This window comes from Microbispora hainanensis, from assembly GCF_006874475.1.
GTDB lineage: Bacteria > Actinomycetota > Actinomycetes > Streptosporangiales > Streptosporangiaceae > Microbispora > Microbispora hainanensis.
Genome location: NZ_VIRM01000015.1, coordinates 25,948 through 48,874 on the forward strand (window position 1 = coordinate 25,948; position 22,927 = coordinate 48,874).

The 22,927-nt window shown below is 69.6% G+C and carries 28 protein-coding genes and 1 pseudogene; 13 read left to right on the top strand and 16 right to left on the bottom strand.

Annotated elements, in window-relative coordinates; translation table 11 throughout:
* The first annotated feature begins 4 nt into the window (after positions 1 to 4).
* The 3 genes from FLX08_RS14425 to FLX08_RS14435 all read left to right on the top strand — a co-directional run bounded on the left by FLX08_RS14425 (position 5) and on the right by FLX08_RS14435 (position 4,537).
* Positions 5 to 2,629, top strand: coding sequence for an FtsX-like permease family protein (locus FLX08_RS14425; protein ID WP_142619347.1), 2,625 nt, complete (start codon positions 5 to 7; stop codon positions 2,627 to 2,629).
* 305 nt (positions 2,630 to 2,934) lie between these two features.
* On the top strand, positions 2,935 to 3,582 hold the full coding sequence (locus tag FLX08_RS14430; RefSeq protein ID WP_142619348.1) for a nitroreductase family protein: 648 nt from the start codon (positions 2,935 to 2,937) through the stop codon (positions 3,580 to 3,582).
* Positions 3,583 to 3,619: 37 nt separating this feature from the next.
* Positions 3,620 to 4,537: an NADP-dependent oxidoreductase gene (locus tag FLX08_RS14435; protein ID WP_142619349.1), complete on the top strand. Its 918-nt coding sequence runs from the start codon at positions 3,620 to 3,622 to the stop codon at positions 4,535 to 4,537.
* A gap of 193 nt (positions 4,538 to 4,730) precedes the next feature.
* Here the strand turns inward: FLX08_RS14435 and nhaA are convergent, their stop codons facing one another.
* From nhaA to FLX08_RS14450, 3 genes are all read right to left on the bottom strand, one after another.
* The gene (gene nhaA / locus FLX08_RS14440) at positions 4,731 to 6,608 is read right to left on the bottom strand and encodes a Na+/H+ antiporter NhaA (protein WP_142619350.1); all 1,878 of its coding nucleotides are present in this window, start codon (positions 6,606 to 6,608) and stop codon (positions 4,731 to 4,733) included.
* Positions 6,568 to 7,770: an MFS transporter gene (locus FLX08_RS14445; RefSeq protein ID WP_244312651.1), complete on the bottom strand. Its 1,203-nt coding sequence runs from the start codon at positions 7,768 to 7,770 to the stop codon at positions 6,568 to 6,570. Before FLX08_RS14445 ends, nhaA begins: the two co-directional genes overlap by 41 nt.
* Positions 7,771 to 7,888: 118 nt before the next feature.
* Entirely contained in the window at positions 7,889 to 8,221 is a 333-nt protein-coding gene (locus tag FLX08_RS14450; RefSeq protein WP_142619352.1) for a TraR/DksA family transcriptional regulator, read from the bottom strand.
* Between the two features lie 348 nt (positions 8,222 to 8,569).
* On the opposite strand from FLX08_RS14450, the gene FLX08_RS14455 reads away from it, so the two are divergent.
* The gene (locus FLX08_RS14455; protein WP_142619353.1) at positions 8,570 to 9,046 is read left to right on the top strand and encodes a hypothetical protein; all 477 of its coding nucleotides are present in this window, start codon (positions 8,570 to 8,572) and stop codon (positions 9,044 to 9,046) included.
* Positions 9,046 to 9,672, top strand: coding sequence for a TetR/AcrR family transcriptional regulator (locus tag FLX08_RS14460; RefSeq protein ID WP_142619459.1), 627 nt, complete (start codon positions 9,046 to 9,048; stop codon positions 9,670 to 9,672). The genes FLX08_RS14455 and FLX08_RS14460 overlap by 1 nt, the downstream gene beginning before the upstream one ends.
* Positions 9,673 to 9,832: 160 nt before the next feature.
* Here FLX08_RS14460 and FLX08_RS14465 read toward each other — a convergent pair whose 3' ends face one another.
* The 5 genes from FLX08_RS14465 to FLX08_RS14485 form a co-directional block, all read right to left on the bottom strand.
* Positions 9,833 to 10,186, bottom strand: coding sequence for a GNAT family N-acetyltransferase (locus FLX08_RS14465; RefSeq protein WP_142619354.1), 354 nt, complete (start codon positions 10,184 to 10,186; stop codon positions 9,833 to 9,835).
* Between the two features lie 47 nt (positions 10,187 to 10,233).
* Positions 10,234 to 10,539 (bottom strand): DUF427 domain-containing protein, encoded by a 306-nt coding sequence (locus FLX08_RS14470; RefSeq protein WP_142619355.1) that lies wholly within the window; start codon positions 10,537 to 10,539, stop codon positions 10,234 to 10,236.
* A 44-nt stretch (positions 10,540 to 10,583) separates the two neighbouring features.
* A complete protein-coding gene (locus FLX08_RS14475; RefSeq protein WP_142619356.1) occupies positions 10,584 to 10,904 on the bottom strand; it encodes a DUF6510 family protein in 321 nt (106 codons plus the stop codon).
* Positions 10,901 to 11,626 (bottom strand): FAD-binding oxidoreductase, encoded by a 726-nt coding sequence (locus tag FLX08_RS14480; protein ID WP_208761465.1) that lies wholly within the window; start codon positions 11,624 to 11,626, stop codon positions 10,901 to 10,903. The genes FLX08_RS14475 and FLX08_RS14480 overlap by 4 nt, the downstream gene beginning before the upstream one ends.
* An 88-nt stretch (positions 11,627 to 11,714) precedes the next feature.
* Entirely contained in the window at positions 11,715 to 12,311 is a 597-nt protein-coding gene (locus FLX08_RS14485) for a sulfite oxidase-like oxidoreductase (RefSeq protein WP_142619358.1), read from the bottom strand.
* A gap of 259 nt (positions 12,312 to 12,570) precedes the next feature.
* Between FLX08_RS14485 and FLX08_RS14490 the strand changes: the two genes are divergently transcribed.
* Positions 12,571 to 13,410, top strand: coding sequence for an RNA polymerase sigma factor (locus FLX08_RS14490; RefSeq protein WP_142619359.1), 840 nt, complete (start codon positions 12,571 to 12,573; stop codon positions 13,408 to 13,410).
* A 199-nt stretch (positions 13,411 to 13,609) separates the two neighbouring features.
* Here FLX08_RS14490 and rpmF read toward each other — a convergent pair whose 3' ends face one another.
* Genes rpmF through rpmG form a run of 5 tightly spaced genes read right to left on the bottom strand, consistent with a single transcriptional unit; the run spans position 13,610 to position 14,721 of the window.
* Positions 13,610 to 13,777, bottom strand: a complete 168-nt coding sequence (rpmF, locus tag FLX08_RS14495; protein ID WP_142619360.1) for a 50S ribosomal protein L32 — start codon at positions 13,775 to 13,777, stop codon at positions 13,610 to 13,612.
* Between the two features lie 2 nt (positions 13,778 to 13,779).
* Positions 13,780 to 14,079, bottom strand: coding sequence for a 30S ribosomal protein S14 (gene rpsN, locus FLX08_RS14500; protein WP_142619361.1), 300 nt, complete (start codon positions 14,077 to 14,079; stop codon positions 13,780 to 13,782).
* Positions 14,079 to 14,315 (bottom strand): 50S ribosomal protein L28, encoded by a 237-nt coding sequence (gene rpmB / locus FLX08_RS14505; protein WP_142619362.1) that lies wholly within the window; start codon positions 14,313 to 14,315, stop codon positions 14,079 to 14,081. The genes rpsN and rpmB overlap by 1 nt, the downstream gene beginning before the upstream one ends.
* Positions 14,315 to 14,560 (bottom strand): type B 50S ribosomal protein L31, encoded by a 246-nt coding sequence (locus FLX08_RS14510; RefSeq protein ID WP_142619363.1) that lies wholly within the window; start codon positions 14,558 to 14,560, stop codon positions 14,315 to 14,317. The genes rpmB and FLX08_RS14510 overlap by 1 nt, the downstream gene beginning before the upstream one ends.
* Positions 14,557 to 14,721, bottom strand: coding sequence for a 50S ribosomal protein L33 (gene rpmG / locus FLX08_RS14515; protein ID WP_142619364.1), 165 nt, complete (start codon positions 14,719 to 14,721; stop codon positions 14,557 to 14,559). The genes FLX08_RS14510 and rpmG overlap by 4 nt, the downstream gene beginning before the upstream one ends.
* 76 nt (positions 14,722 to 14,797) lie before the next feature.
* Here rpmG and FLX08_RS14520 point away from each other — a divergent pair, with 76 nt between their 5' ends.
* The 6 genes from FLX08_RS14520 to FLX08_RS14545 all read left to right on the top strand — a co-directional run bounded on the left by FLX08_RS14520 (position 14,798) and on the right by FLX08_RS14545 (position 19,671).
* On the top strand, positions 14,798 to 15,961 hold the full coding sequence (locus FLX08_RS14520) for a CobW family GTP-binding protein (protein WP_142619365.1): 1,164 nt from the start codon (positions 14,798 to 14,800) through the stop codon (positions 15,959 to 15,961).
* Positions 15,958 to 16,185 (top strand): 30S ribosomal protein S18, encoded by a 228-nt coding sequence (gene rpsR, locus FLX08_RS14525; RefSeq protein WP_142619366.1) that lies wholly within the window; start codon positions 15,958 to 15,960, stop codon positions 16,183 to 16,185. Before FLX08_RS14520 ends, rpsR begins: the two co-directional genes overlap by 4 nt.
* A 64-nt stretch (positions 16,186 to 16,249) precedes the next feature.
* Positions 16,250 to 17,191: a metal ABC transporter solute-binding protein, Zn/Mn family gene (locus tag FLX08_RS14530; RefSeq protein ID WP_142619367.1), complete on the top strand. Its 942-nt coding sequence runs from the start codon at positions 16,250 to 16,252 to the stop codon at positions 17,189 to 17,191.
* Positions 17,192 to 17,199: 8 nt separating this feature from the next.
* The gene (locus tag FLX08_RS14535; RefSeq protein ID WP_142619368.1) at positions 17,200 to 18,036 is read left to right on the top strand and encodes a metal ABC transporter ATP-binding protein; all 837 of its coding nucleotides are present in this window, start codon (positions 17,200 to 17,202) and stop codon (positions 18,034 to 18,036) included.
* Positions 18,033 to 18,911, top strand: a complete 879-nt coding sequence (locus FLX08_RS14540; protein WP_142619369.1) for a metal ABC transporter permease — start codon at positions 18,033 to 18,035, stop codon at positions 18,909 to 18,911. The genes FLX08_RS14535 and FLX08_RS14540 overlap by 4 nt, the downstream gene beginning before the upstream one ends.
* 334 nt (positions 18,912 to 19,245) lie before the next feature.
* A complete protein-coding gene (locus FLX08_RS14545) occupies positions 19,246 to 19,671 on the top strand; it encodes a transposase family protein (RefSeq protein WP_167530417.1) in 426 nt (141 codons plus the stop codon).
* Between the two features lie 190 nt (positions 19,672 to 19,861).
* Here FLX08_RS14545 and FLX08_RS42930 read toward each other — a convergent pair.
* From FLX08_RS42930 to FLX08_RS14560, 3 genes and pseudogenes are all read right to left on the bottom strand, one after another.
* Positions 19,862 to 20,161 (bottom strand): annotated as a pseudogene (locus tag FLX08_RS42930) (helix-turn-helix domain-containing protein); the annotation flags it as partial.
* Positions 20,162 to 20,167: 6 nt separating this feature from the next.
* A complete protein-coding gene (locus FLX08_RS14555; RefSeq protein ID WP_142619370.1) occupies positions 20,168 to 20,740 on the bottom strand; it encodes an SDR family oxidoreductase in 573 nt (190 codons plus the stop codon).
* Between the two features lie 35 nt (positions 20,741 to 20,775).
* Entirely contained in the window at positions 20,776 to 21,765 is a 990-nt protein-coding gene (locus tag FLX08_RS14560; RefSeq protein WP_142619371.1) for an SDR family NAD(P)-dependent oxidoreductase, read from the bottom strand.
* Between the two features lie 191 nt (positions 21,766 to 21,956).
* Here FLX08_RS14560 and FLX08_RS14565 point away from each other — a divergent pair, with 191 nt between their 5' ends.
* A complete protein-coding gene (locus FLX08_RS14565) occupies positions 21,957 to 22,538 on the top strand; it encodes a TetR/AcrR family transcriptional regulator (protein ID WP_208761451.1) in 582 nt (193 codons plus the stop codon).
* Positions 22,539 to 22,927 lie beyond the last annotated feature (389 nt).

Here is a 22,927-nt window from a genome sequence, read left to right on the forward strand (position 1 = left end):
GGCCGTGGGAAACCCTCTGTGGCTCATCGCGCGCCGGACCTTCACCGAGGGCTGGTTGCGGCTGACCGCCACACTGCTGGCGGCACTGGGATCGATCGCGCTCATCGCGGGCTCGCTGCAGTTCGCGTTGCGCGCACAGGAGGCGGTGGCGGGCAGCGACGCCAGCGAGTACGTGCGCGCGGACGTGCTGGTGCAGGGCGGAACGGTGGATCCGGACGACCCGTACGCGCCACCGGACGGCCGGGTGCGGCTGGATCGCCTCACCTCCAGACCGGATGTGGCGGCGGCCGCCGGCGACGCCATGGTGACGGTGACGGCCATGCGTCCCGACGGGCAGGCGATCACGGCCGCCGCCGAGGGCCGCACCCTGCTTCGCCCCTGGGTGTCCGACCCGCGGCTGAACCCCTATCTGCTGGAGGCGGGACGCGCACCCGCCGCCGACGACGAGGTGGCTGTCGTCCGGCATCTGTCGCGCGCCGGGGAGCTGCGCGTCGGCGACACGATGACGCTGACACTGCCCCACCAGACGCGCCAGGTGCGGATCGCCGGGATCGTCAGCGTCCAGGGCCGCGGCGCGGTGGCGGCCGGCGATCTGGTGCTGGCCCCGCCCGAGACCGTGCGGCGCGCCGCGATGCTGCCTGAGGGCAGCTGGCAGAGCGTCTGGGTGAAGGCCGCACCGGGCGTGTCCGCCGATCGGCTTCGCGGCGACCTGGCCCGCGACCCGGGCGGCACGGCCACGGCGCGCACCGCCGCATCCGTACGCCAGGCGCAGGCCGCCGCCGCTGCCGGTGAGGGCGCCTCCGTCGCCGGTGTCGTCGGCATGCTCGCCTCCGTGGCGATCTTCGTCGGCCTGTTCGTGGTGGCCAACACCTTCGGCACTCTCGTACGGCAGCGCACCCGGCGCCTTGCGCTGCTCGGCGCGATCGGCGCCACGCCGCGGCAGGTCGGCAGGCTCATCCGGCTGGAGGCACTGTTGCTGGGCGCGATCGCCTCCGTGGGCGGCGTGGCCGCGGGCTTCCCGGTGTCCGAGTTGATCATCCGGCTGTTCGCACGAGACGGCTTCGATGTCTCCGCCTCCGACGCCCAATACGGCTGGGTCGCGCTGGCCCTCCCCGCCGCAGCCGGGATCGTGGTCACTCAGGCCGCCGCGTGGCGGGCGGCGTACCGTGCCGCGGGCGTCTCGCCCGTCCAGGCGTTGCGCAGCAGTGTGGCGGAACCCCGGGAACGCCGCTGGCCGCGCCTGCTGTCCGCGTCCGTGATCATTGCCGGTGCCTGCTTCTGGTACATGGTGGCGGTCGCGGTCCGCGCCGGCGAGCCGCCCGGTCCGGATCGCACGTTCGCCGTCGCCCTGATGAACCTCTTCGGGTCGCTGCTGACCGTGACAGGGCTGGCCGTGCTCACGCCGTTCTTCGTCGGGCCGCTGGGCGGGCTGGTGGGCCGCGTCGGGACGCTGGTCAGCGGGGAGACCGGACGGCTGGCGCGCGCCACCATCACGCGCAGCCCGCGCCGGGTCTCCTCGGCCGCCTCTTCGCTGATGCTCGGCGTCGCACTGCTCGCCTCCGTGGTGCTGGTCACGATGTCGGTGCAGGACCGCTTCCGTGAGGCGGGCCGGCAGGTGATGGCGGCCGAGCACGCGATCGCCTCCACGGCGAGGACCGCCGAGGGAGCGCCCGCTCCTCTGTCCAGGGATGTCGCGGCGAAGGTCACGGGCGCACATGGGGTGTCCCGGGCGGTCGTCCTGACACGGACCGAGGTCACGCTGGTGTCGCCGGAGCCGGACGCGGCCGGCCTGGAGGAGCCGGGCACCGCCGGATCGGATGAGGCGGCCGAGCCGTTCCGCTTCCTGGTCAGTGGTGTCGAGCCGGCCGGGCTGCGGGACGTCCTGAGGCTGGGCGGCCGGCCGCCCGCACTGGGCGCAGGGCAGATCGCGCTGTCGTCGGCCGTCATGAAGGAACGGGGACTCCGCCGCGGCCAGGACCTCGTCGTGCGTGGCGCACAGGGCCGCGTCACGCTGACGGTGGCGGGCGCGTACCACGATCCGTCCCACCTGTTCGCCGACCAGGCGCTGGTGGCCCCGGCGACGATGGACCTGCTCGACGCCAACGCCGCCACCGTGGCGGTGCTCGTGCGTGGCGGCTCGGCGGAGACCCTGGCGCGCGCCGTGGCCGGGGTGCCGGGTGTACGCGTTCTCGGCCGCGACGCGTACGTGGAGGCGGCGTCGCAGTCGCTCACCCGGGCTCTGCGCGCGACGCACAGCTTCGTCGGCATGGCGCTGTTGCTGGCGCTGTTCGGGATGGCGACCACGGTGTCGATGAGCGTCGCCGAACGCAGGCGCGAGTTCGGGCTGCTGGGGGCCGTGGGTGCGACCGCGAGGCAGATCCGCTCGATCGTCCGCTGGGAGGCGGCGACGGTGGTCGCCCTCGGCACGATCCTCGGCTTGGTGATCGTGATGGGCACGCTGGAGCTGCTGCATCTGACGAGCGGCAGCTCGTATCTGCGCCCGGCCCCGCAGTGGTGGCTGTTCCCGCTGGTCGCGGTGGGCGCGGCCGTGGCGACGCTGGCGACCTCGACGCTGCCCGCGCGCCGGGCCGCGTCCGTACCCGTCCTGGAGGCGGCCAGGGCGGAGTGAGCAAGGCGGGCGTCAGCATCGGCGGCCACATCTCGGTCCGGTGGACTCCGGCGTCCACGTACTGCGGCCTCTGATCAGTAAGCCAAGCCGGTCGCACGCCTTCACAGGCAGCCGCTGTACTGGCTAGCTTGGACTATTGAGTCCACTATGCTGATGTCCGGCTGATTCCATCGCGACAACTATCTGTAACTCTCGCCGAAGACGATCAGTGGCGCTCGTCCATGAGCGACGCGCGCCCATCGATGCGCGCGGTCAGCCGGTCCACCGCTCTTCACTCACTCCGCGCACGAAGAAGGCAGATCGACATGGATCTCGACAAGCTCATGGGCAAGCACCTGACCAGGTATTTCGACCCCAGCAGGACCATTCCGGAGAAGACCCTTCAGCAGCTCCTGCGGTTCCTGCGCTCCACGCCGTCATCGGTGAACGTGCAGCCCAACCACTTCTACGTCGTCGCCACCCCGGAAGGTAAAGAGCGGCTCTCGAACAATCTGGGCGAACGGTTCAAGGACAACAGCGAGAAGATCCTCAACGCCTCGCACACGATCATCCTCACCACCCGGGCAGATGTGCCTGAAAGCCACCTCGAGGCGGTGTTCGCGAAGGAGAGGACCGACGGCCGGTTCCCCGACGCGTCGAAGCAGGAGCTGTGGGAATCGATGACCCGCGACTTCCTCAACCTGCGCAGCTACGGCTACAAGGACCTGAACCACTGGATGGAGAAGCAGACCTACATGGCGGTGGGCCTGACCATGATGGCGGCCGCCGAGCTGGGCGTCGAGGCCACGCCGCTGGAAGGGTTCGACCCGGCCAGTGTCGACAGGGCGTTCAAGATCCGCGAGACCGGACACAGCACGACGGTGCTGCTGGCCCTCGGCTACCCCGACCCACAGAAGGTCTACACCAACCCGATCTCGCGGTTCGACGCCGACCAGCTGTTCACCTTCATCTGAACCGCCGACACCCACAACACAGAAGGGGACAGTCCCGATGAAAGCCATCGTGGTGACCGACCAGGCCGCGGGAACGGCCGGAATGACGCTCGCGGAGCGGCCTGAGCCGTCCGCGGCGATCAACGACGTGGTCGTTCGGATTCACGCGTCGGGGTTCGTCCCGACCGAGATGGAGTGGCCGTCGACCTGGGCCGATCGCGTCGGACGGGACCGGACGCCGTCGATCCCCGGGCACGAGCTGGCCGGAGTGGTCAGCGCCCTCGGCTACGGCACGACGGGGCTGTCTGTCGGGCAGCGGGTGTTCGGCCTCGCCGACTGGCACCGCGACGGCACCCTGGCGGAGTACGTGGCGATCGAGGCGCGCAACCTCGCGCCGCTGCCGGGCGACGTCGACTTCACGGTGGGCGCGTCCCTGCCGATCTCGGGTCTGACCGCGTGGCAGGGGCTGTTCCAGCACGGCCGTCTTCAGGCCGGTCAGACCGTCCTCGCCCATGGCGCGGCCGGGGCGGTCGGGACGATGGTGACCCAGCTCGCGCGGGAGGCCGGGGCGTACGTCATCGGCACCGGGCGCGCCGCCGATCGTGAGAAGGCACTCGACTTCGGCGCGCATGAGTTCGTCGACCTGCAGAACGACGCGCTGAGCGACGCCGGGGGCGTCGATCTGGTCTTCGACGTCATCGGCGGCGAGGTTCAGCGGCAGTCCGCCGCCCTGATCAGGCCCGGGGGAACGCTGGTGTCCGTCGTCGGACCGGTCGAGGCGCGGCCCGCCGACGGCCTGGCGATCGACTTCGTGGTCGAGGCCGATCGCGCCCAGCTGGGTGAAATCGTGCAGCGGGTGCGCGACGGACGGCTGCGGACCAACATCGGCACCATCGCACCCCTGGACGACGCCGTCGCCGCTCTCAACCCGACCGAGCGGCTGAAGGGGAAGACGATCATCCGCGTCCGTCCGTGAGAGCTTGAGGACAGCGAGCGGTTCCGCCTTCCCCGCGGCCAGGCTGGGCGGCTCGTACGGGAACACGTGATCGGGCCGCGAGGCCGCGGCCCGGTGGTGTCAACCGCCGGAGTTCGCCACGGTGGCAGCACGATCGGACCCTGGTGTCGTCGCGGACGTAGCGCTGTTGATCGTCGGGCCGCTACGGCATCCGTTACTCGGCGACCGGGGTGTCGGTCGTGGCCGTCAGCGCTCGAAGCAGCGATCGGGCGTCGTACGGGCCGACGTGCCGGCGGCCGTTGATGAAGAGCGTGGGGACGGCGGTGATGTTCATGGCCTCGGCGTCGAGCATGTCGTCGCGCACCCGGCCGGTGACCTCGGCCGAGATGAGGTCCTTCTCGAACTGCTCGAGGTCCAGGCCCAGGTCGTTGGCGATCCGGATGATGTCGGACGGCAGCTGGTTGTCCTGGTCGTCCAGGATTGTGCGCGCGAAGTCGAAGAATCTGCCCTGTGCCGCCGCCGCCTCGGCCGCCTCCGCGGCTGCGAGGGCATTCGGGTGGATCTGCACGAGCGGGGCGTGCCGCCACACGTAGCGGAGCCGGTCTCCGAGCACGTCGCGCACCTCCAGGATCGAGCCGGTCGCCTTGAGGCAGAAGCCGCACTGGAAGTCGCCGTACTCGACGATCGTGAAGGGAGCGTGCGGGTCTCCGAGCACGTGGTCGCGCTCCGGGTCGACCGGGCGCGCGAGCGTCTGACCCGAGTCGTCGTCGGGGCGCGCGGCATCCGAGATCCGGAAGGTGATCGTCGCGAGCACGAAGGCGATGACGGATGCCGCGAGCACACCCACCCGAGCCTCGTTTTTCGCGAGCTCGTCGTCGATCGCGAGGTCCACGATGAACAGCGAGATGGTGAACCCGATCCCGCACAGTACGGCTCCGCCGAGGACGCGATCGAGGGTGAGTCCCGCTCCGAGCTCGCCGAGCTTCAGGCGTCGCAGGAGCGCGCTCGATCCGAAGACGCCGAGGAGCTTGCCGGCGACGAGGCCCCCGACGATGCCCCACGTCAGGGTGGAGCGGGCGGCGCCGGCGAGGAGCTCGGAGCTCAGTACGACGCCCGCGTTGGCGAGGGCGAACAGCGGAAGGATGACGTATGCGACGTACGGGGCGTAGGCCGACTGGAGCCGCTCGTTGATCGAGATGGATTCGCGGAGGCTGTTCGCGGCGGCGCGGGCATACTCGGTGTTGGGCGACTGGCGGAAGGTGCGCGCGAGCTCCAGTGCGTGCTCGACGTCGGTGCGGTTGGGGCGATACACGGGCACCAGCAGCGCGATCACGACGCCCGCGAGGGTCGGGTGCACACCCGAGGCGAGGAAGGCCAGCCAGACCACGATCGCGAGAGATACGTACACCGGCCCGCGGCCGCTGGGGAGATAGCGCGTGACGTACACCCCGGCGAGCCCGGCGGCGGCGATGAGAAGCGGCAGCGGGGTGAACTTCTCGGTGTAGACCAGCGCGATGATGCTGAGCGCCCCGATGTCGTCGACGACCGCGAGTGCCAGGAGGAAGACACGCAGGCGTCCGGGGACACGAGGGCCGATCAGGGCCAGGGCGCCGACGAGGAAGGCCGTGTCGGTCGAGATCACGACTCCCCACGCATGCTCGTTTCCGGAGCCCTTCGCGATGAGGACGAAAAGGAGTGCGGGCACCACCAGGCCCGCGATGGAGGCGGCGACGGGCACCAGGGCACGGGACCAGCTCGTCAGCTCGCCGATCGAGAACTCCCGGCGCACTTCGAGCCCGACGGTGAAGAAGAAGATCGCCATCAGCGCGTCGTTCACCAGTGTGTGAAGCGTGAAGTCCAGATGCCGGTCGCCGACGCCGACCATCAGATCGGTCTGCCAGAACGTCTCGTACGACGGCAGGGACACGTTGGCCCAGACGATCGCCGCAAGCGTCGCGACGAGGAGGATCAGGGCGCCGATCCGGTTCTGGCCCATCGCGCCGATCCGCCCGGCGATCGACGGGCGTCGGCGAGCGCCGGCGGCGCCCCGCTCAGGGTCGAGTGAGGTCTGGATGACGGTGACGTTCGTCATGATTACTCCCGCGCCGGCCGTTCCCGCTCGTGTCGGGGTTGCGTGCGGCGATGACAGTGAACACGGTGGCGACGAGGGCGAGTACGCCGTATCCGAGGGCGATCTGCGGCAGCGAGAAGGTGGTGGAAAGCCGGCCGGAGACCAGGGCGGGGACAGCGGCGCCGCTGTAGCAGAGCAGGTAGATCGCGCTGAAGATCGGTGCCCGGTCGGCCGGGGTGCTGCCGTGCAGCAGGCCGCGGGTGGCGGCGCTGATGGCGATGCCTTGACTGGCGCCCGCGACGATGGTCGCGGCGATGAACAGCACCAGTGTGCCGGCGGTGATCGCCGTGATGACGCCGATCCATCCGGCCAGGAAGACGATCATGCCGAGGCGTTGGGCGGCCGCCGGGGTGAACCGGCCGCCGAGAGGAGCGCCGAACGCGCTCGGTCCCATGTAGGCGGCGAACACCAGCCCGAGGACGAGCGGGCTGCGCGTGTGCAGTTGGTCTTCGACCAGCGCCGGCACGAAGGCTTGGTAGAAGGCCCCGGTCGCCCAGGTGGCCAGGAACACCGCCACCGCGACGGGGAGCAGATTCCTGACCCGGGCAGGTACGCGGACCTGGGGACGCAGTGACGACCAGGCGCCCGGCGACGGAGCCGCCGTCTCCGGGCTGACGGCGACGAGCCCGGCGGACAGCAGGAGGAAGCCGACGGCGACCAGGTAGACGAGCTCGCGCGGCCAGGGGCCGAACTGGACCAGGGCTCCGGACGCGATGGCGCCGACGGCGAGGCCGAGCATGACCGTCTGGCTGGAGGCGACGGTGGCCAGCCAGGCCGGCCTGGCCGGTGCGGCATCGACGATGTAGGAGGTGAGGCTGCTGCTGGCCAGCCCGGCGCCGAGGCCCATGAGGAGCCGACCGGCGATCAGGATGCGGATGTCGTGCACGTTCAGCAACAGCAGGCAGCCCAGCACAAGAAGGCCGAGGCTCGCGATCGAGATGGGCCGGCGGCCCAGATGAGAGGACAGCCGTCCCATCGTCAACAGTGTGGTGAGCGTGGCGGCCGAGTAGGCGACGACGGTCATCGAGATGCCGGCGTTGGTGAACCCGTCCTCGGCGCGGTAGACGTTGAAGAGCGGGATGGTCGACCCCACCGCGGCGAACGCGGCCGCCAGGGATATCACCGCGGACAAGAACGCCGGCGGGATCGTTCCGCCTTGACGAGCCTGGTTCTTCTTCTGCGAGTTTCGGCGTTCGCCGCGGGTGGGTTGTCGTTTCTGTGCCATGTACGCGGTGCCGGCCCTACTCGGCCTCGTCGATGAGAAGCTCCGCCGCGGGGTCGGCTTCAAGCCGCTCATCGGGAATCGGCCGACCGCTGCGCAACGAAACTCCGTAGGTGCCGGCCTGCAGGCGCTCGCGAGCCCGGTCGAGCGCGGCCAGCCGTGCGCTGAGTTGCTCGGCTACGGCATCGTCAAGAAGCTCTTGAGCGAGTGGGCTCGCCGAATCGGAGAGCGAGGTCGTCGCGTCGGCGGCCGCCTCCAGGTCTGCCGCCCGCTGAGCGGCCGAGTAGGTGAGCAGTTCCTTGACGCGTTCACGTTCACGCTCGATCAACTCACGTGCGCGGGCCGGGTCCATCTGTGACTCCCTGGTGGTGACGATTGGCGATCAGCGCCGGCGGCGAGGCCTCGGCCGGCCAGGTCATGGGCCCCTGGCCTCTCTTGGTCAGTGCCGGGGAGGCCGCATCTCTTACGTCTGCTGGCGGTGCCATGACCCCGTGCGGGGCATATGGAGGATTTGGTCCAGTAAGAGTAGCGTTGTCGACCGCTATGCGCGCCGCCGGGCGTGCCCGTCCACGCACGGAGGAGCAGCGGTGGCTCGCCGCCGGGCCCCGTCGGACGCTGAACCTAGGACAGCACCTAATTGGACTAGATAGTCCCATAAGGTGGCGGAGTACGTGAGCCGTCGACTGGCCGGGAGGGATTGATGAGGACCCACTTCGCGGAAGTCCTGGCCCGCGAGAACGCATGTCTGGCCGGAGTCACAGACGGGGCGAAGCTGGCCGGTTGGCGCCGCCGGGTCGTCGAGGAGCTCATGACCCCCAGGTCGCCGTACGTGTTCGCGCTGAGACAAACAGGTGACGGCGCTGAGCGAGCCGACTTCCTTGATCGGTGGCGCGAGCTCATCGCCGAGACCCTGGACCGGTTGCTGCAGTCCGGTGCGACGGGCGGCACACATTGCTCCTCGGGCCAGGCTGCCCGGAGGGCCGATGCCGACCCTCATAAGACCGCGGTGCTGATTCTCGCGGCGCTGCACGGGGGCAGCACCCTGAGCCGGATCGCGAAAGATCCTTGGCCGCTCAACGCCGCGCTCGACCTCGCGCTCGCACCTTTTACGGCAACCGAGGACAACAGCCCAGCAAGGACGGTAATGAGTAGCCCGATCGGTAACATGAGCCCGTGATGACGACCGCTGACTCGCACAACGGCAGACGCCTGACGGCGCGCGGTGCAAAGACGCGGACAAGGATCGTCACCGCGGCAAGCGACCTGATGTACGTAAAAGGAGTCAGGGCTACCACGCTTGATGACGTGCTGGCGGCGAGCGGAGTCAGCAAGTCGCAGTTGTACCACCACTTCGACGGCAAGGACGCGCTCGTGCGGGCCGTCATCGACCACGTGGGAGAACGCGTCATCGAGCGCGAGCGCGAGGCCCTCGGCCATGTCTCGACGATCCGGGGCCTGCGACGCTGGCGGGACGCGTTGGTCCAGAACAACGCCCTTCGGCATGGCGCCTACGGCTGTGCGCTCGGCTCGCTGGCCTCCGAGGTCTCCGATCACGACGCTCTCGCACGCCAAGCCCTGTCTCGGCTGTTCACCGAATGGCAGGGACTCCTGGCAGGCGTGTTGCGACGGCTTCAAGACGGTGGCGGGCTCGCGCCCGAGGCGTCGGCGGACCAGCTCGCGACCGGGCTCATCGCCGCCCTCCAGGGCGGGTACATGCTGGCCCAGACCGCGCGCGATGTCACACCGATGGCGACGGCACTCGACATGGCGCTCGCGCACATCGAGAGCCTGTCGAAAGGCTGAGCTCGTCGCCGGACGGTCGCGGATGGGAGCCGGAGTCGCGGGCTGAGCGCACGCCCTGCCCGGAACCCGAGTAAGCCGGCGGCCGAGCTACCGATGGCGGCAGGGCCGGGTCGCGTGACGAAGCGCTCGGGCTCGGCGGTGACCTGCGGATCGTCGTTGCTCACCGCTCGCGGTTCGTGTCCCGGGCGGTGCGAGTGGCGATGAAAGCCGAGCGGTTGACGTCGACGGCGTCCTTCCATTCGGGGTGGTCTTCGACGTAGTCGGCGACGAACCCGCAGTAGACGCCGGCCTTCTGGGTGTGGCTCTGGCTCAGATCTTCGAGCGCGTAGCGCGCCAGGGCCGAGGCGACGCCTCGATGCCGCTGGTCCGGGTCCACGTAGGAGTGCGTGAGCGAGATCCGCCCACCGGTCGTCTCGTACGCGAGACTGCCGACGACCTGACCGTCGATCAGTGCCTCGTACAGGCGCATGGTCTCGTCCTTGCGCACCTCGACGGCGGCCGGTGATCGCTTCATGCTGTCCTCTCGTCTCGTTCGTCTCAATGGGGGGACTGCCCCGCTTGTCAGATCTCGATCTGAACCTGACGCCTGTCGAACGCGACATAGCCACTGAAGTCGCGGCCGACACGGGCCGCCGCCGACTCCTTGATGTCCGGGTAGGACCACGCCCCGTCGCTGAGCACCGTCTCGCCGGCCACGACGTCGTGATACTGCGCCCTCCCCTTCCACGGGCAGGTGTAGGGCGTCGGGCTGTCGCGGAGCACGCCCGCCCCGACCGAGTCAGGCGGGAAGTAGACGTTCCCCTCTATCCTGACCACCGCGTCGTTCGCGGCCTCGGCCACCACGGTCTCCCCCACCACTGCCCGCATGTCTCTTTCCTCTCATCGATCCTTTGGCCGGCCGGTGGTCGCGGTCAGGCGCGACCCGGGGCGGGCGAGAACAACCACGAGCTGGAGCCCGAGAGGTCGAGCCACGTGCCGCGAGGTGTCCTGGCCACCCGGGCGACCATCGCCTCACACTCGCGACAGCGCAGCACGGTGCCCGGTCCGCCCATGTAGGCAGGCAACTGTCCGAATGCCTGTGCGGCGCCGCAGCCGGCGCAGCGGACAGTGGCGATGGTCGGGTCGCCCGCGAGGATCCCGGCGAACTCGCCGGCAGCGGCGTTGCCGTCCAAAACCGCGCCTGACCCGGCGCCGCCCTCGGGCGCGGCCGGGGTCGAGAAATCCCAGGTCATCGAGTAACTCCTGTCGCTCCGAATCGTTCCGTACGTATGCGATCTTCGGGGTATCCCGTCGTGCGGAGCAGCCGTGTGGCGTGGTCGACGAAGCCGGAGGGCCCGCACACGTAGACCCGGGCCGCCAGAGGCTCCGGCCACGCGGACGGAGGCCGGATGTCCTCGACCGTGAGGTGGGAGGCGGGACGGGGATGCCCGTCGGGGACCTTGCGCGTGTAGACGAGGCGCACTTCCGCGGACCCCGGCGCGGACGGATCGGCCGACATCTCTTCCAGTTCGGGGCCGTACATGAGGTCGCGAGGGCCGCGAAGCGAATACACGAGCATCGTCCGCGTCGGGTCCCCCGCTCGCTTCCGGGCCCGCACCATGGTGACCAGCGGCACCACCCCTGATCCGCCGGCGATCAGGAGCACCGGGCCGTCCCCGATGGACGGGTCGCCCGGCTCCCAGACGAACCATCCGCCGATGGGCCCGCGCACGTCGAGCTCGTCACCGATCTCCATGGTCTCCACCAGGTAGGGCGACACCTCGCCGTGGGGCAGGAGGTCGACGGTGATCGCGACGCGGCCGGGCGTGGCGGGCTCGGCCAACGAGTAGCTCCGCTGGGCCGAGTAGCCGTCCGCCGCTGTGAGACGGATATCCACGTGCTGACCGGGCAGATGTCCGGTCCAGCCGGGCACATGGAGATCAAGTGTCCGGGAATGCCAGGACTGCGAGTGCACACCGACGAGCGTTGCCTTGCGCCAGCGATTCCCCGCCGGCGGAGTGGCTGCTACGGAGCTTTCGGCCGGGCCCTCGGTCGTGTCGGTGTCAGTCACCGGCGTACCGCTCCTCGCGCCACGGGTCGCCGTACGTGTGATAGCCGAAGCTCTCCCAGAAGCCCGGCTCGTCGGAACGCTGCATGGTGATGCCCTTCACCCACTTCGCGGACTTCCAGAAGTAGAGGTGCGGCACCAGGAGCCTGGCCGGGCCACCATGCTCGGCGTGAAGCGGCTCTCCCTCGAACTCGTACACGATCCAGGCCTTGCCGTCGACCAGGTCCTCCAGAGGGAGGTTCGTGGTGTAGCCGCCGTACGAATGGACCATCGCGTATTCGTCGTCGGTCTCGACGTCCTCGAAGAAGGTGTCGAGCGCGACGCCCCGCCACCGGGTGCCGAGTTTCGTCCACCGGGTCACGCAGTGGATATCAACGGTGATCTCCTCGGAGGGCAGGGCCATCATCTGGTCCCAGCTCCACCGCCTCGGCTCGCCGATCTCAGGCGTGATGGTGAAGCTCCATCTCTCCGTCGGGATCAGCTGCGTCGGCCCGGCCGTCAGCACGGGGAATCCGTGGGTCAGATGCTGGCCGGGCGGCAGATCGGCGGCCCGCGGGTCGTGATGGCCGAAGAAGCCACGCGAGATGGTCACCCTGTGCTCTCTTCCAGACCCAACGGTCTACCTCGTGATGGACCCTTTAGTCCAACTTATGGTTCCGCCGCAACCGGTGTCAAAGCGTACTTAGTGCAGCATGCACCGCACTCACTCCTGAGAGGAGGCCGTGCTAGATTGCGGAACTTGGACTATACAGACCAGACTCCGACGAGACGGCCGAGGGAGGCGGGCTGTCGATCGATGCCTCCGGCCGACGGTGTCGTGGTGCGACCCGGCGAACCGAGAAGGTGACTCCGTGACTGATGGCAGATGCTCCGACGTGGTGCGATTCGGCGGCGATCTCGGGCCGGTGCCGGAACGCCTTCGGGATTCGCTGACCGCTCATGTGGCCGGCTGCCCGGACTGCGCGTCGTATGTCGCACAGATCGCCATGACCCGCGAGCTCCTTGGACGGAGCTCCGGTCCCGGCGGTGTCCGGAACGACCTGGCCGACGACGCGATGCCGGTGGCGGAGGAGTCTCCGGCGACGGGCGCCGAGGCCTTGCGCAGTGCTCTCCTCGCGCGTGCCGAACTGCTCGACCCCGCGAACGCCGAGGACCTCGTCCAGCGATCGCTGGAAGTGGGCCTTGCTCTGCAACGCCGAGACTCCCGCCCGCGAGGGATCGCCGAGCTGACCACGATCATGCACACGCTCAGTGATGCGCAAATGCGGCTGGACGGCCGCACGACGCCCGCCGTCGACGTCGACGCGGCCGCCCGAGCCCAGGCGGGCTCACTCGACGACCTCAACAGCGATGCCGATGAGCCCGAGCTCTTCTACCCGGACCTCTACCCCGCTGAGGACGGGATCGACGGGTGGGTCGACGGCCCGAGCCAGTGGCGCTACGGCGCCGAGATCCTGGGCCCGGAGGAAACGGACGAGACCGGAGAGGTGTACGACCTGGTCGACAAGGCACTCGGCGAACTGCCCGAGCCGCTCGGCGACCTTCTCGCGCTCGTCGACATACAGGGCTACCCGCCGGCCAGCGCGGCGCGGGCACTCGGACTCGACGAGCTCTCGGCGACGGCCGCCCTGGCACGCGCCCGGAACCACGTCCGTGGCCGTCTCGGCGAGTATCTGCGTGGCGCCGAGTAGACCATGATTCGATACGGCGAGACCCGGCCCGCGCGAGCGATGGTCGAGACGGTCCGGACGTCGCCGGGGTCGCGGCCGTCCGGGGGTGGCCGCACCATAGGAGCCCAGCAGGGGCGGCGGCGACCTGCGATGCGGCCCACAGGTCGCCGCCGCTTCGTCCCTGGCCCCGGCAGGCCCGTGACCACGCCTTCGAGGTGACTCAGTCAGGGACGATGAACCCGCGCTGACAGGCGCGTACCAGCCGGCGGGGCACCAGGAGCTCGCGTCCGTTCACGGTGATCGGCACCAGGTCCGGGGGAGTCGCCTTCCACTGGCTCCGGCGGTGGCGGGTGTTGCTGCGCGAGGTTCTGCGCTTGGGAACGGCCACGATCACCAGCTCGCTTTCGTCACGCCCGGCAGTTCGCCCCGATGGGCCATCTGACGGAACCGGATCCGGGACAGCCCGAACGTGCCGAGATACCCCCGCGGGCGGCCGTCGACGGAGTCGCGGTTGCGCACGCGGGTCGCGCTCGCGTCCCGCGGCTGGCGCGCCAGCTCGCGTACGGCCGATGCCCGCTCGTCCGGAGTGCCGGTGCGTACGGCCTCCTTCAGCTCGGCGCGCCGCCGGGCGTAGCGGGCGACCCCGGCCCTGCGTCTCTCGTTGGCGGCGATCTTGCTCTTCTTGGCCATCAGATCCTCTCCCCCCGGGCCCGGATCCGGGCGACGGCGGCCTCGATGCCGATCTTGTCGACGGTCCTGATCGCCCGGGCGCTGAGCGTGAGCCGTACATGGCGGTTCTCACTGGGCAGCCAGTAGCGGCGGTGCTGGATATTGGGGTTCCACCGCCGGCGGGTGCGCCGATGGGAGTGGGAGACGCGGTTGCCGAAGACCGGCGCGGCTCCCGTGAGCTGGCAGTGCGCCGGCATCAGGCCCTCCCGTAGCGCTGGTTGAACCGCTCGACCCGGCCGGCGGTGTCGAGCACCCTGCTGCGCCCGGTGTAGAAGGGGTGGCTCGCCGAGGAGACGTCGACGTCCACCACAGGGTAGGTGTTGCCGTCCTCCCACTCGATCGTCTTGGCGCTGGTGACGGTCGAGCGGGTGAGGAAGGCGAACCCGGCGCCCGGGTCGCGGAACACGACCGGGTGGTAGTCGGGGTGGATGCCCTTCTTCATCGTTCCTCCCGGAATGTGACGTGCCTGCGGATGATCGGGTCGTACTTGCGGAGCGTGAGCCTGTCGGGGTCGTTTCTGCGGTTCTTGCGGGTCACGTACGTGTAGCCGGTTCCCGCGCTCGATCGCAGCTTGACCACCGGGCGTAGCTCGTTTCTGGCCATGGGCCGTTCCTCTCTCGCCGTCGGTATGTGTAATGATAACGATAATCATTTTCATTCCGGCAACCCGGAGGCCTCCATGTCCACCCCCGTCGTCCTGGTCGCGGGCCTGCACGCCTCTGCTCGCACGGCCGTCGTCGATCGACTCCTGCGCGACCATCCCGGCTCCGTCGCCGTCCACCACGACCTGCGGGAGGTGACCGCCGACCGGGTGCAGCGCGTGGTGCGCGACGCCTCCACCGTGCTCGGCCTGGCCGACGTACGGCTCGCGCACGGCTGTGTCACCTGCACCGTCCGCGAGGACCTGCTCCCTCAGCTGGTGCGGCACGCCGCCGCCGCGTCGCTGCTCGTGGTCGACCTGTGGGACTCGGTCGAGCCGCGCTCGGTCGCCGAGGCGCTCGACTGCGAGGAGGCCCACGACATCCTGCGGCTGACCTGCGTGCTGACCGCGCTGCACGCCGAGCACATGCCCGTCGACATCACCCGCGGCGACCGCCTCCGCGAGACCGGCCAGATCGCCGCGGCCGGTGACCGGCGCTTTCTCGCCGAGGTCCTGGCCCGGCAGATCGAGTACGCGACCGCCCTGACCGTGCACGGCGGCGACGAAGAGGACGCGGAGCTCTCCCGCGCCGTGCTCGCCCACCTCGCGCCCTGCACGCCGATCTTCACCCCGGACTCCACCGCGGTCTCGGCCGCGTCGCTGCCGGACGTGACCGGCGCCCGGCTGTGCACGCGGGAACTGGCCGAACGCGTCGACCCCGCCACCGCCCAGCTGCCCTGCGACGCCCAGACCGACGAGATCACCACGGTCGTCTGGCACCGGCTGCGCCCGCTGCACCCCGCCCGCCTGTTCGAGGCCGTGGACGAGCTGGTCACCCGGTCCGTACGCTCCCGCGGGCGGTTCTGGCTGGCCAGCCGGCCTCATCGGTTGCTCGCCTGGGACGCGGTCGCGGGCATCGTGTCGGTCGAGGACGCCGGGCCCTGGCTGGCCGCGCTGCCGGAGGCCGCCTGGGACATGGTCTCCCCCGCCCGCCGTACGGCCGCCGGCCTCGACTGGGACCCCGTCACCGGCGACCGGGTCCAGCACCTGGTGTTCACCGGGCCCGACCTCGACCGCGAGCGCGTCCACGCGCTGCTCGACTCCTGCCTTCTCACCGAGGAGGAGGCACGGGCGGGCTCCGGCGTGTGGGCCGGCTACGACGACCCCTTCGCGCACATCCTCGACCTCAAGGAGATCGCATGAAGCCCCGCCGCACCGTCCGGAAGAAGGGCAACCCGCTGCAGGGCGTGAGCCACGTCGACTACAAGGACACCGACCTGCTGCGGAAGTTCATCTCCGACCGCGGCAAGATCCGCAGCCGCCGCGTCACCGGCGTCACGGTGCAGCAGCAACGCCAGATCGCCCGCGCCGTCAAGAACGCCCGTGAGATGGCGCTGCTCCCCTACGCCTCCCCGCCGCGTTCCTGACCGGCACGGCGCCCCCGGCCCTCGGCGGGCAGACCGTCGACCCGTTCGAACCACAAGGATTGACATGAACACCTTCCCCCTCCCTCGTCCCGCCCGGCTCGTCCTCGCGGGTCTGGCTTCCGTGCTGCTGGCCGGCTGCGGCGGCTCGCCTTCTCCCGCGGCGTCCGCGGCGCCGTCCGCGAGCGCGTCCACGGGCGCGGTCGCCGTGGTGACCTCCACCAACGTGTACGGCGACATCGTGCGGCAGATCGGCGGCGACAAGGTCGCGGTGACCTCGTTCATCGCCGGCCCCGACCAGGACCCGCACTCGTACGAGGCCAACCCGCAGAACCAGCTGGCCCTGTCGAACGCCAAGGTGATCATCGAGAACGGCGGCGGCTACGACGACTTCATGGACACGATGCGCGACGCCGCCGGCAACACCTCGGCGCAGGTGCTGAACGCGGTCGAGATCTCCGGGAAGACGGCGGCCGCCGGGGAGGAGCTCAACGAGCACGTCTGGTATGACTTCCCGTCCGTCGCGCGGCTGGCCGACTCGATCGCCGCCGCGCTGGGCAAGGCCGACCCCTCCGGAGCCGCCGCCTTCACCGCCGGGGCCGAGGCCTTCAAGCAGAAGCTCACGCCGCTGGAGGAGCAGGAGGCGGCCATCGCGCAGACCGCGCAGGGCGCCGCCGTGGCGATCACCGAGCCGGTCCCGCTGTACGTGATCGAGGCCTGCGGCCTGACCAACGCCACCCCCGAGGAGTTCAGCGAGGCCATCGAGGAAGGCAACGACGTCTCCCCCCGCGTCCTGCGGGACACCCTCGCCCTGTTCAGCGGCAAGAAGGTGCGGGCCCTGGTCTACAACTCCCAGACCTCCGGCCCGGAGACCGAGAAGGTCCGTGAGGCGGCGGACGGCAGCGGAATCCCCGTCGTCCCGGTCACCGAGACCCTGCCCTCCGGTGAGGACTACATCGGCTGGATGACCGCCAACCTCGACGCGCTCGGCAAGGCCCTGCACCGATGACTGGGCCGATGATCGAGCACCCGGGCACGATCGCACCGCAGGCCGCCCCCGCCGTCCTCAGCCTGACCGGCGCGGAACTGCGCCGTGGCGAGCGCGTGCTGTGGTCCGGGCTGGATCTGGAGCTGCGCGGCGGCGAGTTCATCGCCGTGCTGGGGCCCAACGGGGCCGGCAAGACCAGCCTGCTGCACGCCGTCCTGGGTCAGGTGCCTCTCGCCGCCGGGACCCTGCTGATCGGCGGCCGCCCGCCCCGGCGGGGCGGCGATCTGATCGGCTACATCCCCCAGCAGCGCGCCGTCGCCCCGCACACGCCGCTGCGCGCCCGCGACCTCGTACGGCTCGGCGTCGACGGCCACCGCTGGGGTCTGCCCCTCGGCGGCCGAGGGCTGCGGCGTCGCATCGACGAGCTGCTGACCGAGGTGGGCGCGCACGCGTACGCGGACATGCCGCTCGGCCTGCTGTCCGGCGGCGAGCAGCAGCGGGTGCGTATCGCGCAGGCCCTGGCCACCGATCCCGCGCTTCTGCTGTGCGACGAGCCGCTCCTCTCGCTGGACCCGCACCACCAGCACGCGATCGTCGACCTGCTCGACCGGCGGCGGCGCGCTCGCGGCACCGCGGTGCTCTTCGTCACCCACGAGCTCAATCCGGTGCTGCCCCTGGTCGACCGGGTGCTCTACCTGGCCGGGGGCCGGTTCCGCGTCGGCACGCCCGACGAGGTGATGACGTCTTCCGTGCTGTCCGGCCTGTACGGCGGCCAGGTCGAGGTGGTCCGGGCCCACGGCCGTTACCTGATCGCCGGCGCCCCCGTCCCGCATCACCCCGACCCCACCGAAGGCGTCCCGACATGAGCACCGGCATCTGGCACCAGATCTTCAACTACGACGACTACGGGCAACTGCTGGCCCTCGTCGCCAACTCGATCGTCGCCGCGGCCGTGCTGGGTGTGGTCGGCGGCCTGATCAGCACGTTCGTGATGATGCGGGATCTGGCCTTCGCGGTGCACGGGATCGCCGAGCTGTCCTTCGCCGGCGCGGCGGCCGCGCTCCTGCTCGGGGTGAACGTGGTGGCGGGATCCCTGGCCGGATCGGTCCTGGCCGCCGCGGTCATCGGCGCCCTGGGGGTGCGCGTCCGCGACCGCAACTCCGCCATCGGCGTTCTGATGCCGTTCGGGCTGGGACTGGGCGTGCTGTTCCTGTCGCTGTACAAGGGCCGTGCCGCCAACAAGTTCGGCCTGCTCACCGGTCAGATCGTGGCCGTGGACACGCCGCAGACGGCCTGGCTGATCGGCGTGTCGGTCGTCGTCCTGCTCGCCTTGGCGGTCGTCTGGCGTCCGCTGACCTTCGCCAGCCTCGATCCCGACGTCGCCGCCGCCCGCGGCGTGCCCGTCCGGGCCCTGTCTCCCGTGTTCACGCTGGTGCTGGGTCTCGCCGTGGCCACGACCATCCAGATCGTCGGCGCTCTGCTGGTGCTCGCCCTGGTGGTCACCCCCGCGGCCGCCGCCACCCGGGTGACCGCCTCCCCTCGCCTGATCCCGCTGCTCAGCGTCCTGTTCGCCGTCACGTCCGTGGTCGGCGGCATCCTCATCGCGTTGGGCGGCAGCGTCCCGATCAGCCCGTATGTCACCACCATCGCCTTCGTCATCTACCTGGCCTGCCGCGCCGCCGGCGCCGTACGGACCCGGAGCGGCTGGGCGCGCAGACCCCCGGCCGCGGTCGCCGACTGAGGCGATGCTGGGCTCCTGCTCCTCACCGGCCCGGTTCACTACGACTGCCAGACGAGACCCTGACGGGTTCCGGTCCTCATCAAAGACGAGAGGCCGAGGTTAAGGGCAAAGCTTTCGAAGCTACGGTCCATGACAGTCGCGTCGCCTGGAGAACGGGCCGGATCCGCTTCCGGTAGACGAGTGCTGTCCCGTACTGCTACGCCCCGACGAGACACGAGATCTCCTCCACAGGGACCTGGAGTGCAACAGTGACGGCGGCGCTCCAATACTGGCTCTGGCACCAATTTTGTGATCTTCCCGCGCTCGGCTGCCCGGTGTTGCTGATCATGCTGGAGTGACGATCTCTGAGTTGCTCGCGGTTCTCTTCCCTCACCTGACCTGCCTGCAGATCGACGGCGTGTGCCGGTCAGGCAGGTCGGTACGGATCTGGGCCAGGACCGTCTCCACGCAGGCGGCGTGCTCGCGATGCGGGCCGGTTTCCCAGCGGGGGCGCAGCAGCTACGAGCGGCGGGTGTGCGACAGCGCGGTCGGCGGCCAGGAGACGGTGCTCCACCTGCGGGTACGGCGGTTTCGGTGCGGCAACGACGACTGCGCCGCGACGACCTTCGCCGAGCAGGTGCCCGGGCTGACCGTCCGCTACGGCCGCTACAGCGTCCCGCTCCGCACGCTGCTGCAGGCGATCGATGGTCGTTCCCGGCCGCTGGCCTGCGTCGATCTCGGCCCGGCGGGACCACGTGCGCACAGCGTAGGAGACCGGTGAACGAAGTCTCGTCGCCGAGCAGTGTGACGGCGAGCTTGGTTTGCTTGAGAGTCTCGCCAAGGATGCTCTCGACCTGCGCCGGGGTGTCATCGAGCCCTTCCAGCACGCGCATGATCCCCGTATTGACGTGGTTGTTCCACGTCCGATGTTGCGGCGTTGCATGCCCGGCAAGGTCGAAGAGCCGCTCCCGCTCGTCTGCGGTCAAGCGCAGGCCCTGGGCGATAGCTGAGAGGATCTGCGCTGATGGGACCGGGCCGCGCAACTGCTCGATCCGGGTGTAGTAGTCGCTGAAGAGGCCGCTGATGGCAGCGACCTCCTCTCTGCGAAGCCCCGTCGTTCGCCTGCGAGGACCTCGGGGCAGTCCCACGTCTTCTGGTTGCAGCGCGTCTCGGCGCGCACGAAGGAAGCGCGCAAGCCCTTCTCGGTCCTCCTGGTCATGACCACGGGTTGTGCCGATGCCCGCGCATGTGACGCTGCGGCATCGGCACAACCTGTCCTACTTGAACGGCACTACAGGCCGATGCGATACCCCGCGTCGAGGCGCGGGTTGGATGCGTTGAAGTAGCCGTTCTCGACGATGTGCGCGGCGAACGCCGCGAACTCTTCGGGCTTGCCGAGGCGCCGAGGGTTCGGGAAGGATCACGCCGCGCTCACCGTCCTCGCCGGGGGCGTTGTTCAGCATCACTGCCGCGGACTGGCTCATGACGTTGAAGGTGCCGATCACGTTGGTGTTCATCAGACGGCTGAACTCGCTGACCTGCGTCGCCGTGCCCTCGGCGGTGACCAGAGGCAGTGCGACGATGTACCCGGCGGTGTTGACGTTGATGTCGATGGTTCCGAAGCGGTCGATCGCGGCTTCGATGGCCGCCTCGACCTGCTTGGGGTCGGTGATGTCGGCCCCGACCCCAAGCGCGCGCGAGCCGAGGTCGGTGGCGTGCTTCTGGGCGAGTTCGGCGCGGCGACCGAGCAGCACGACGTTGGCGCGGCGCTCGATGAAGTGGCGTGCGACGCCGAGCCCGAGGCCCGAGGTTGCACCCGCCACGAGGACGGTCTTTCCCTGAATCTCCATGCTGAGAGTTGTCCTTGTTCTCTGTACCGGGTCGACTAGGACCGCAGCAGTTCGGTTGCGACGTCCCACAGTCGTGTGGCGTCATTGGGGTCGAGCGCGTGCGGGCGCACGCCCGTGTCCGAGTCCGGGTCGGTGGTGAGCTCGGCCTCGTTGTTGTCCTCGAAGTAGCGGCCCGTGATGCCGTCCAGAAGCGGCGAAGCGGCCAGGAGGATCGACGTGGCGGCGCCCTCCTGCAGCGTCTTCCACGGGTAGTTGTCGAAGATCTCCTGGATCTCGGGGGTGATGTTTTCCATCTGGTGGCGCTGCAGGTTGGTGCGGATACCGCCCGGCATCAGCGCGTTCGCGGTGATGCCGTCGTCGGCCCAGCGCTTCCCGGCCTCGACGGCGAGAAGCACGTTCCCGGTCTTGGACTGTCCGTACGCGAGCCACGCCTCGTAGGCGCGCCTCTCGAAGTGGAGGTCGTCGAAGACGATCGGCGAGGTTCGGTGCCCGTTCGAGCTGACCGAGACGATCCGAGCGCCCGCGGCCGTCGCGAGTGCGTCGTGCAGCCCGAGGGTGAGGTTGAAGTGGCCGAGATAGTTGGTCGCGAACTGCAGCTCCCAGCCTTCGGGGCTGCGGTGCAGCTCAGGCAGCGCCATGATGCCCGCGTTGTTGACGAGGATGTGCAGCGGTCCGCTCCATGCCTCGACGAACTTGGCGACCGATCCGCGGTCGACCAGGTCGAGAGGCGCGGCGGAGACCTTCGCGCCAGGGTGGTCCTTGAGGATGTCGTCGGCGACGCGCCGGCCGGCGTCGACGTTGCGCACCGCGAGCGTCACCTCGGCACCTGCCCCCGCCAAGACCTTGGCGGTCTCCGCGCCGATGCCCGAGGCGCCGCCTGTCACCACGGCGCGCTTTCCGCTCAGGTCGACACCCTCGATGATCTCGTTGGCCGTGGTGTGGAAGCCGTACCGCGTCGTGAGACGTTCGTGGTCATAGGCCGGCTTCGGCCCGTCGTTCTGGATCTGCTGCTCTTCGGCAACCATCGCTATATGTCCTTCGTGTTCGTGTGGTTCCGGGGCCAGGCAGGCTCTCGTTCGCCTGGCTGCCCGCGAGGGCGGTAGCCTCTAAGTGGAATCCGTTCCGGATAACAGAGCCTAAACGGAATCTATTCCGGTAACAAGTCATGGATCGCCCGCCGGCGAAGCCGCGCGGGCAAGCGACAGGGAGGACCGGCGTGTCTCAGCCAGCCGATCAAGCAAGCAGGCGGGGGCCGCGCTCAGATGCGACGCGGAACCGTGCGCGCCTCCTCGCCGCCGCGACCGAGCTGTTCGTCGAGCACGGGCCGGACGTGCCCTACACCGAGATCGCGAAGGCTGCGAAGGTGGGAGTCGGCACGATCTACCGGCACTTCCCCACGCGTGAGGAGCTCATCGAGGCTGCGTATCGCTCCGAGCTCGATGCAGTCTGTGACGCCGCGGGTGAGCTGCTCGCCTCCCGCAACCCAGAGGAGGCGCTGCGCACCTGGATGGACCGCTTCATCGAGTACATGACGACGAAGCTCGGCCTGACCGAGGCGATTCGGGCGGTCGTCGCGAGCGGCGGCAACCCGTTCGCGCAGAGTCGGGAAAAGCTGAATGTGGTCCTTGGCGATCTGCTGGATGCCACTGCGGCAAGCGGCGTGACCCGTCCCGAAGTCTCGGCCGACGACCTCTTGATGACTCTAAGCGGATTGGCGATGGCCGCGGGCGCGCCCGATCAACGAGACCAGTTGCGGCGCATGGTTGACCTCGTCTACGAGGGCCTAAGAAGCCACTGACCGTGGACGGAGCTCACTCGTGGTCCGATCCATAGCGGAACATCTCTCGGTATCGTTTTGGTGGGTGTAGTTGCCGCGCGAAGGATTGACGCAGACTCGTCGGCGTTCCGAAGCCCGCCTGGGTTGCGACCTGCTCGATAGCGAGCTCGGCTGCCTCCAGTAGATCCGCCGCGGCCGGGACCTGGAGGCATGGATTAACGCGATACTCCACGACGACCTGCCTGACCTGCACTCCTTCGTCACCGGGCTACGCCGCGACCAAGACGCCGTCACCGCCGGACTCACCCTGCCCTACAGCTCCGGACCCGTCGAAGGGCACGTCAACCGCACCATTATGTGGAATTTGATCTGTCAAGCGGGGCCATCGGCTTGCTGGTAGATATCAGCTG

What these genes read in the sequence shown, in the direction of transcription:
- FLX08_RS14430 (WP_142619348.1), top strand. Translation starts at nt 2,935, where the DNA reads ATGGATCTCGACAAGCTCATGGGCAAGCACCTGACCAGGTATTTCGAC.
- FLX08_RS14435 (WP_142619349.1), top strand. Translation starts at nt 3,620, where the DNA reads ATGAAAGCCATCGTGGTGACCGACCAGGCCGCGGGAACGGCCGGAATG.
- nhaA (WP_142619350.1), bottom strand. Translation starts at nt 6,608, where the DNA reads ATGACGAACGTCACCGTCATCCAGACCTCACTCGACCCTGAGCGGGGC.
- FLX08_RS14450 (WP_142619352.1), bottom strand. Translation starts at nt 8,221, where the DNA reads ATGGACCCGGCCCGCGCACGTGAGTTGATCGAGCGTGAACGTGAACGC.
- FLX08_RS14455 (WP_142619353.1), top strand. Translation starts at nt 8,570, where the DNA reads ATGAGGACCCACTTCGCGGAAGTCCTGGCCCGCGAGAACGCATGTCTG.
- FLX08_RS14460 (WP_142619459.1), top strand. Translation starts at nt 9,046, where the DNA reads ATGACGACCGCTGACTCGCACAACGGCAGACGCCTGACGGCGCGCGGT.
- FLX08_RS14465 (WP_142619354.1), bottom strand. Translation starts at nt 10,186, where the DNA reads ATGAAGCGATCACCGGCCGCCGTCGAGGTGCGCAAGGACGAGACCATG.
- FLX08_RS14470 (WP_142619355.1), bottom strand. Translation starts at nt 10,539, where the DNA reads ATGCGGGCAGTGGTGGGGGAGACCGTGGTGGCCGAGGCCGCGAACGAC.
- FLX08_RS14475 (WP_142619356.1), bottom strand. Translation starts at nt 10,904, where the DNA reads ATGACCTGGGATTTCTCGACCCCGGCCGCGCCCGAGGGCGGCGCCGGG.
- rpsN (WP_142619361.1), bottom strand. Translation starts at nt 14,079, where the DNA reads ATGGCCAAGAAGAGCAAGATCGCCGCCAACGAGAGACGCAGGGCCGGG.
- rpmB (WP_142619362.1), bottom strand. Translation starts at nt 14,315, where the DNA reads ATGCCGGCGCACTGCCAGCTCACGGGAGCCGCGCCGGTCTTCGGCAAC.
- FLX08_RS14510 (WP_142619363.1), bottom strand. Translation starts at nt 14,560, where the DNA reads ATGAAGAAGGGCATCCACCCCGACTACCACCCGGTCGTGTTCCGCGAC.
- rpmG (WP_142619364.1), bottom strand. Translation starts at nt 14,721, where the DNA reads ATGGCCAGAAACGAGCTACGCCCGGTGGTCAAGCTGCGATCGAGCGCG.
- FLX08_RS14520 (WP_142619365.1), top strand. Translation starts at nt 14,798, where the DNA reads ATGTCCACCCCCGTCGTCCTGGTCGCGGGCCTGCACGCCTCTGCTCGC.
- rpsR (WP_142619366.1), top strand. Translation starts at nt 15,958, where the DNA reads ATGAAGCCCCGCCGCACCGTCCGGAAGAAGGGCAACCCGCTGCAGGGC.
- FLX08_RS14530 (WP_142619367.1), top strand. Translation starts at nt 16,250, where the DNA reads ATGAACACCTTCCCCCTCCCTCGTCCCGCCCGGCTCGTCCTCGCGGGT.
- FLX08_RS14535 (WP_142619368.1), top strand. Translation starts at nt 17,200, where the DNA reads ATGATCGAGCACCCGGGCACGATCGCACCGCAGGCCGCCCCCGCCGTC.
- FLX08_RS14540 (WP_142619369.1), top strand. Translation starts at nt 18,033, where the DNA reads ATGAGCACCGGCATCTGGCACCAGATCTTCAACTACGACGACTACGGG.
- FLX08_RS14555 (WP_142619370.1), bottom strand. Translation starts at nt 20,740, where the DNA reads ATGGAGATTCAGGGAAAGACCGTCCTCGTGGCGGGTGCAACCTCGGGC.
- FLX08_RS14560 (WP_142619371.1), bottom strand. Translation starts at nt 21,765, where the DNA reads ATGGTTGCCGAAGAGCAGCAGATCCAGAACGACGGGCCGAAGCCGGCC.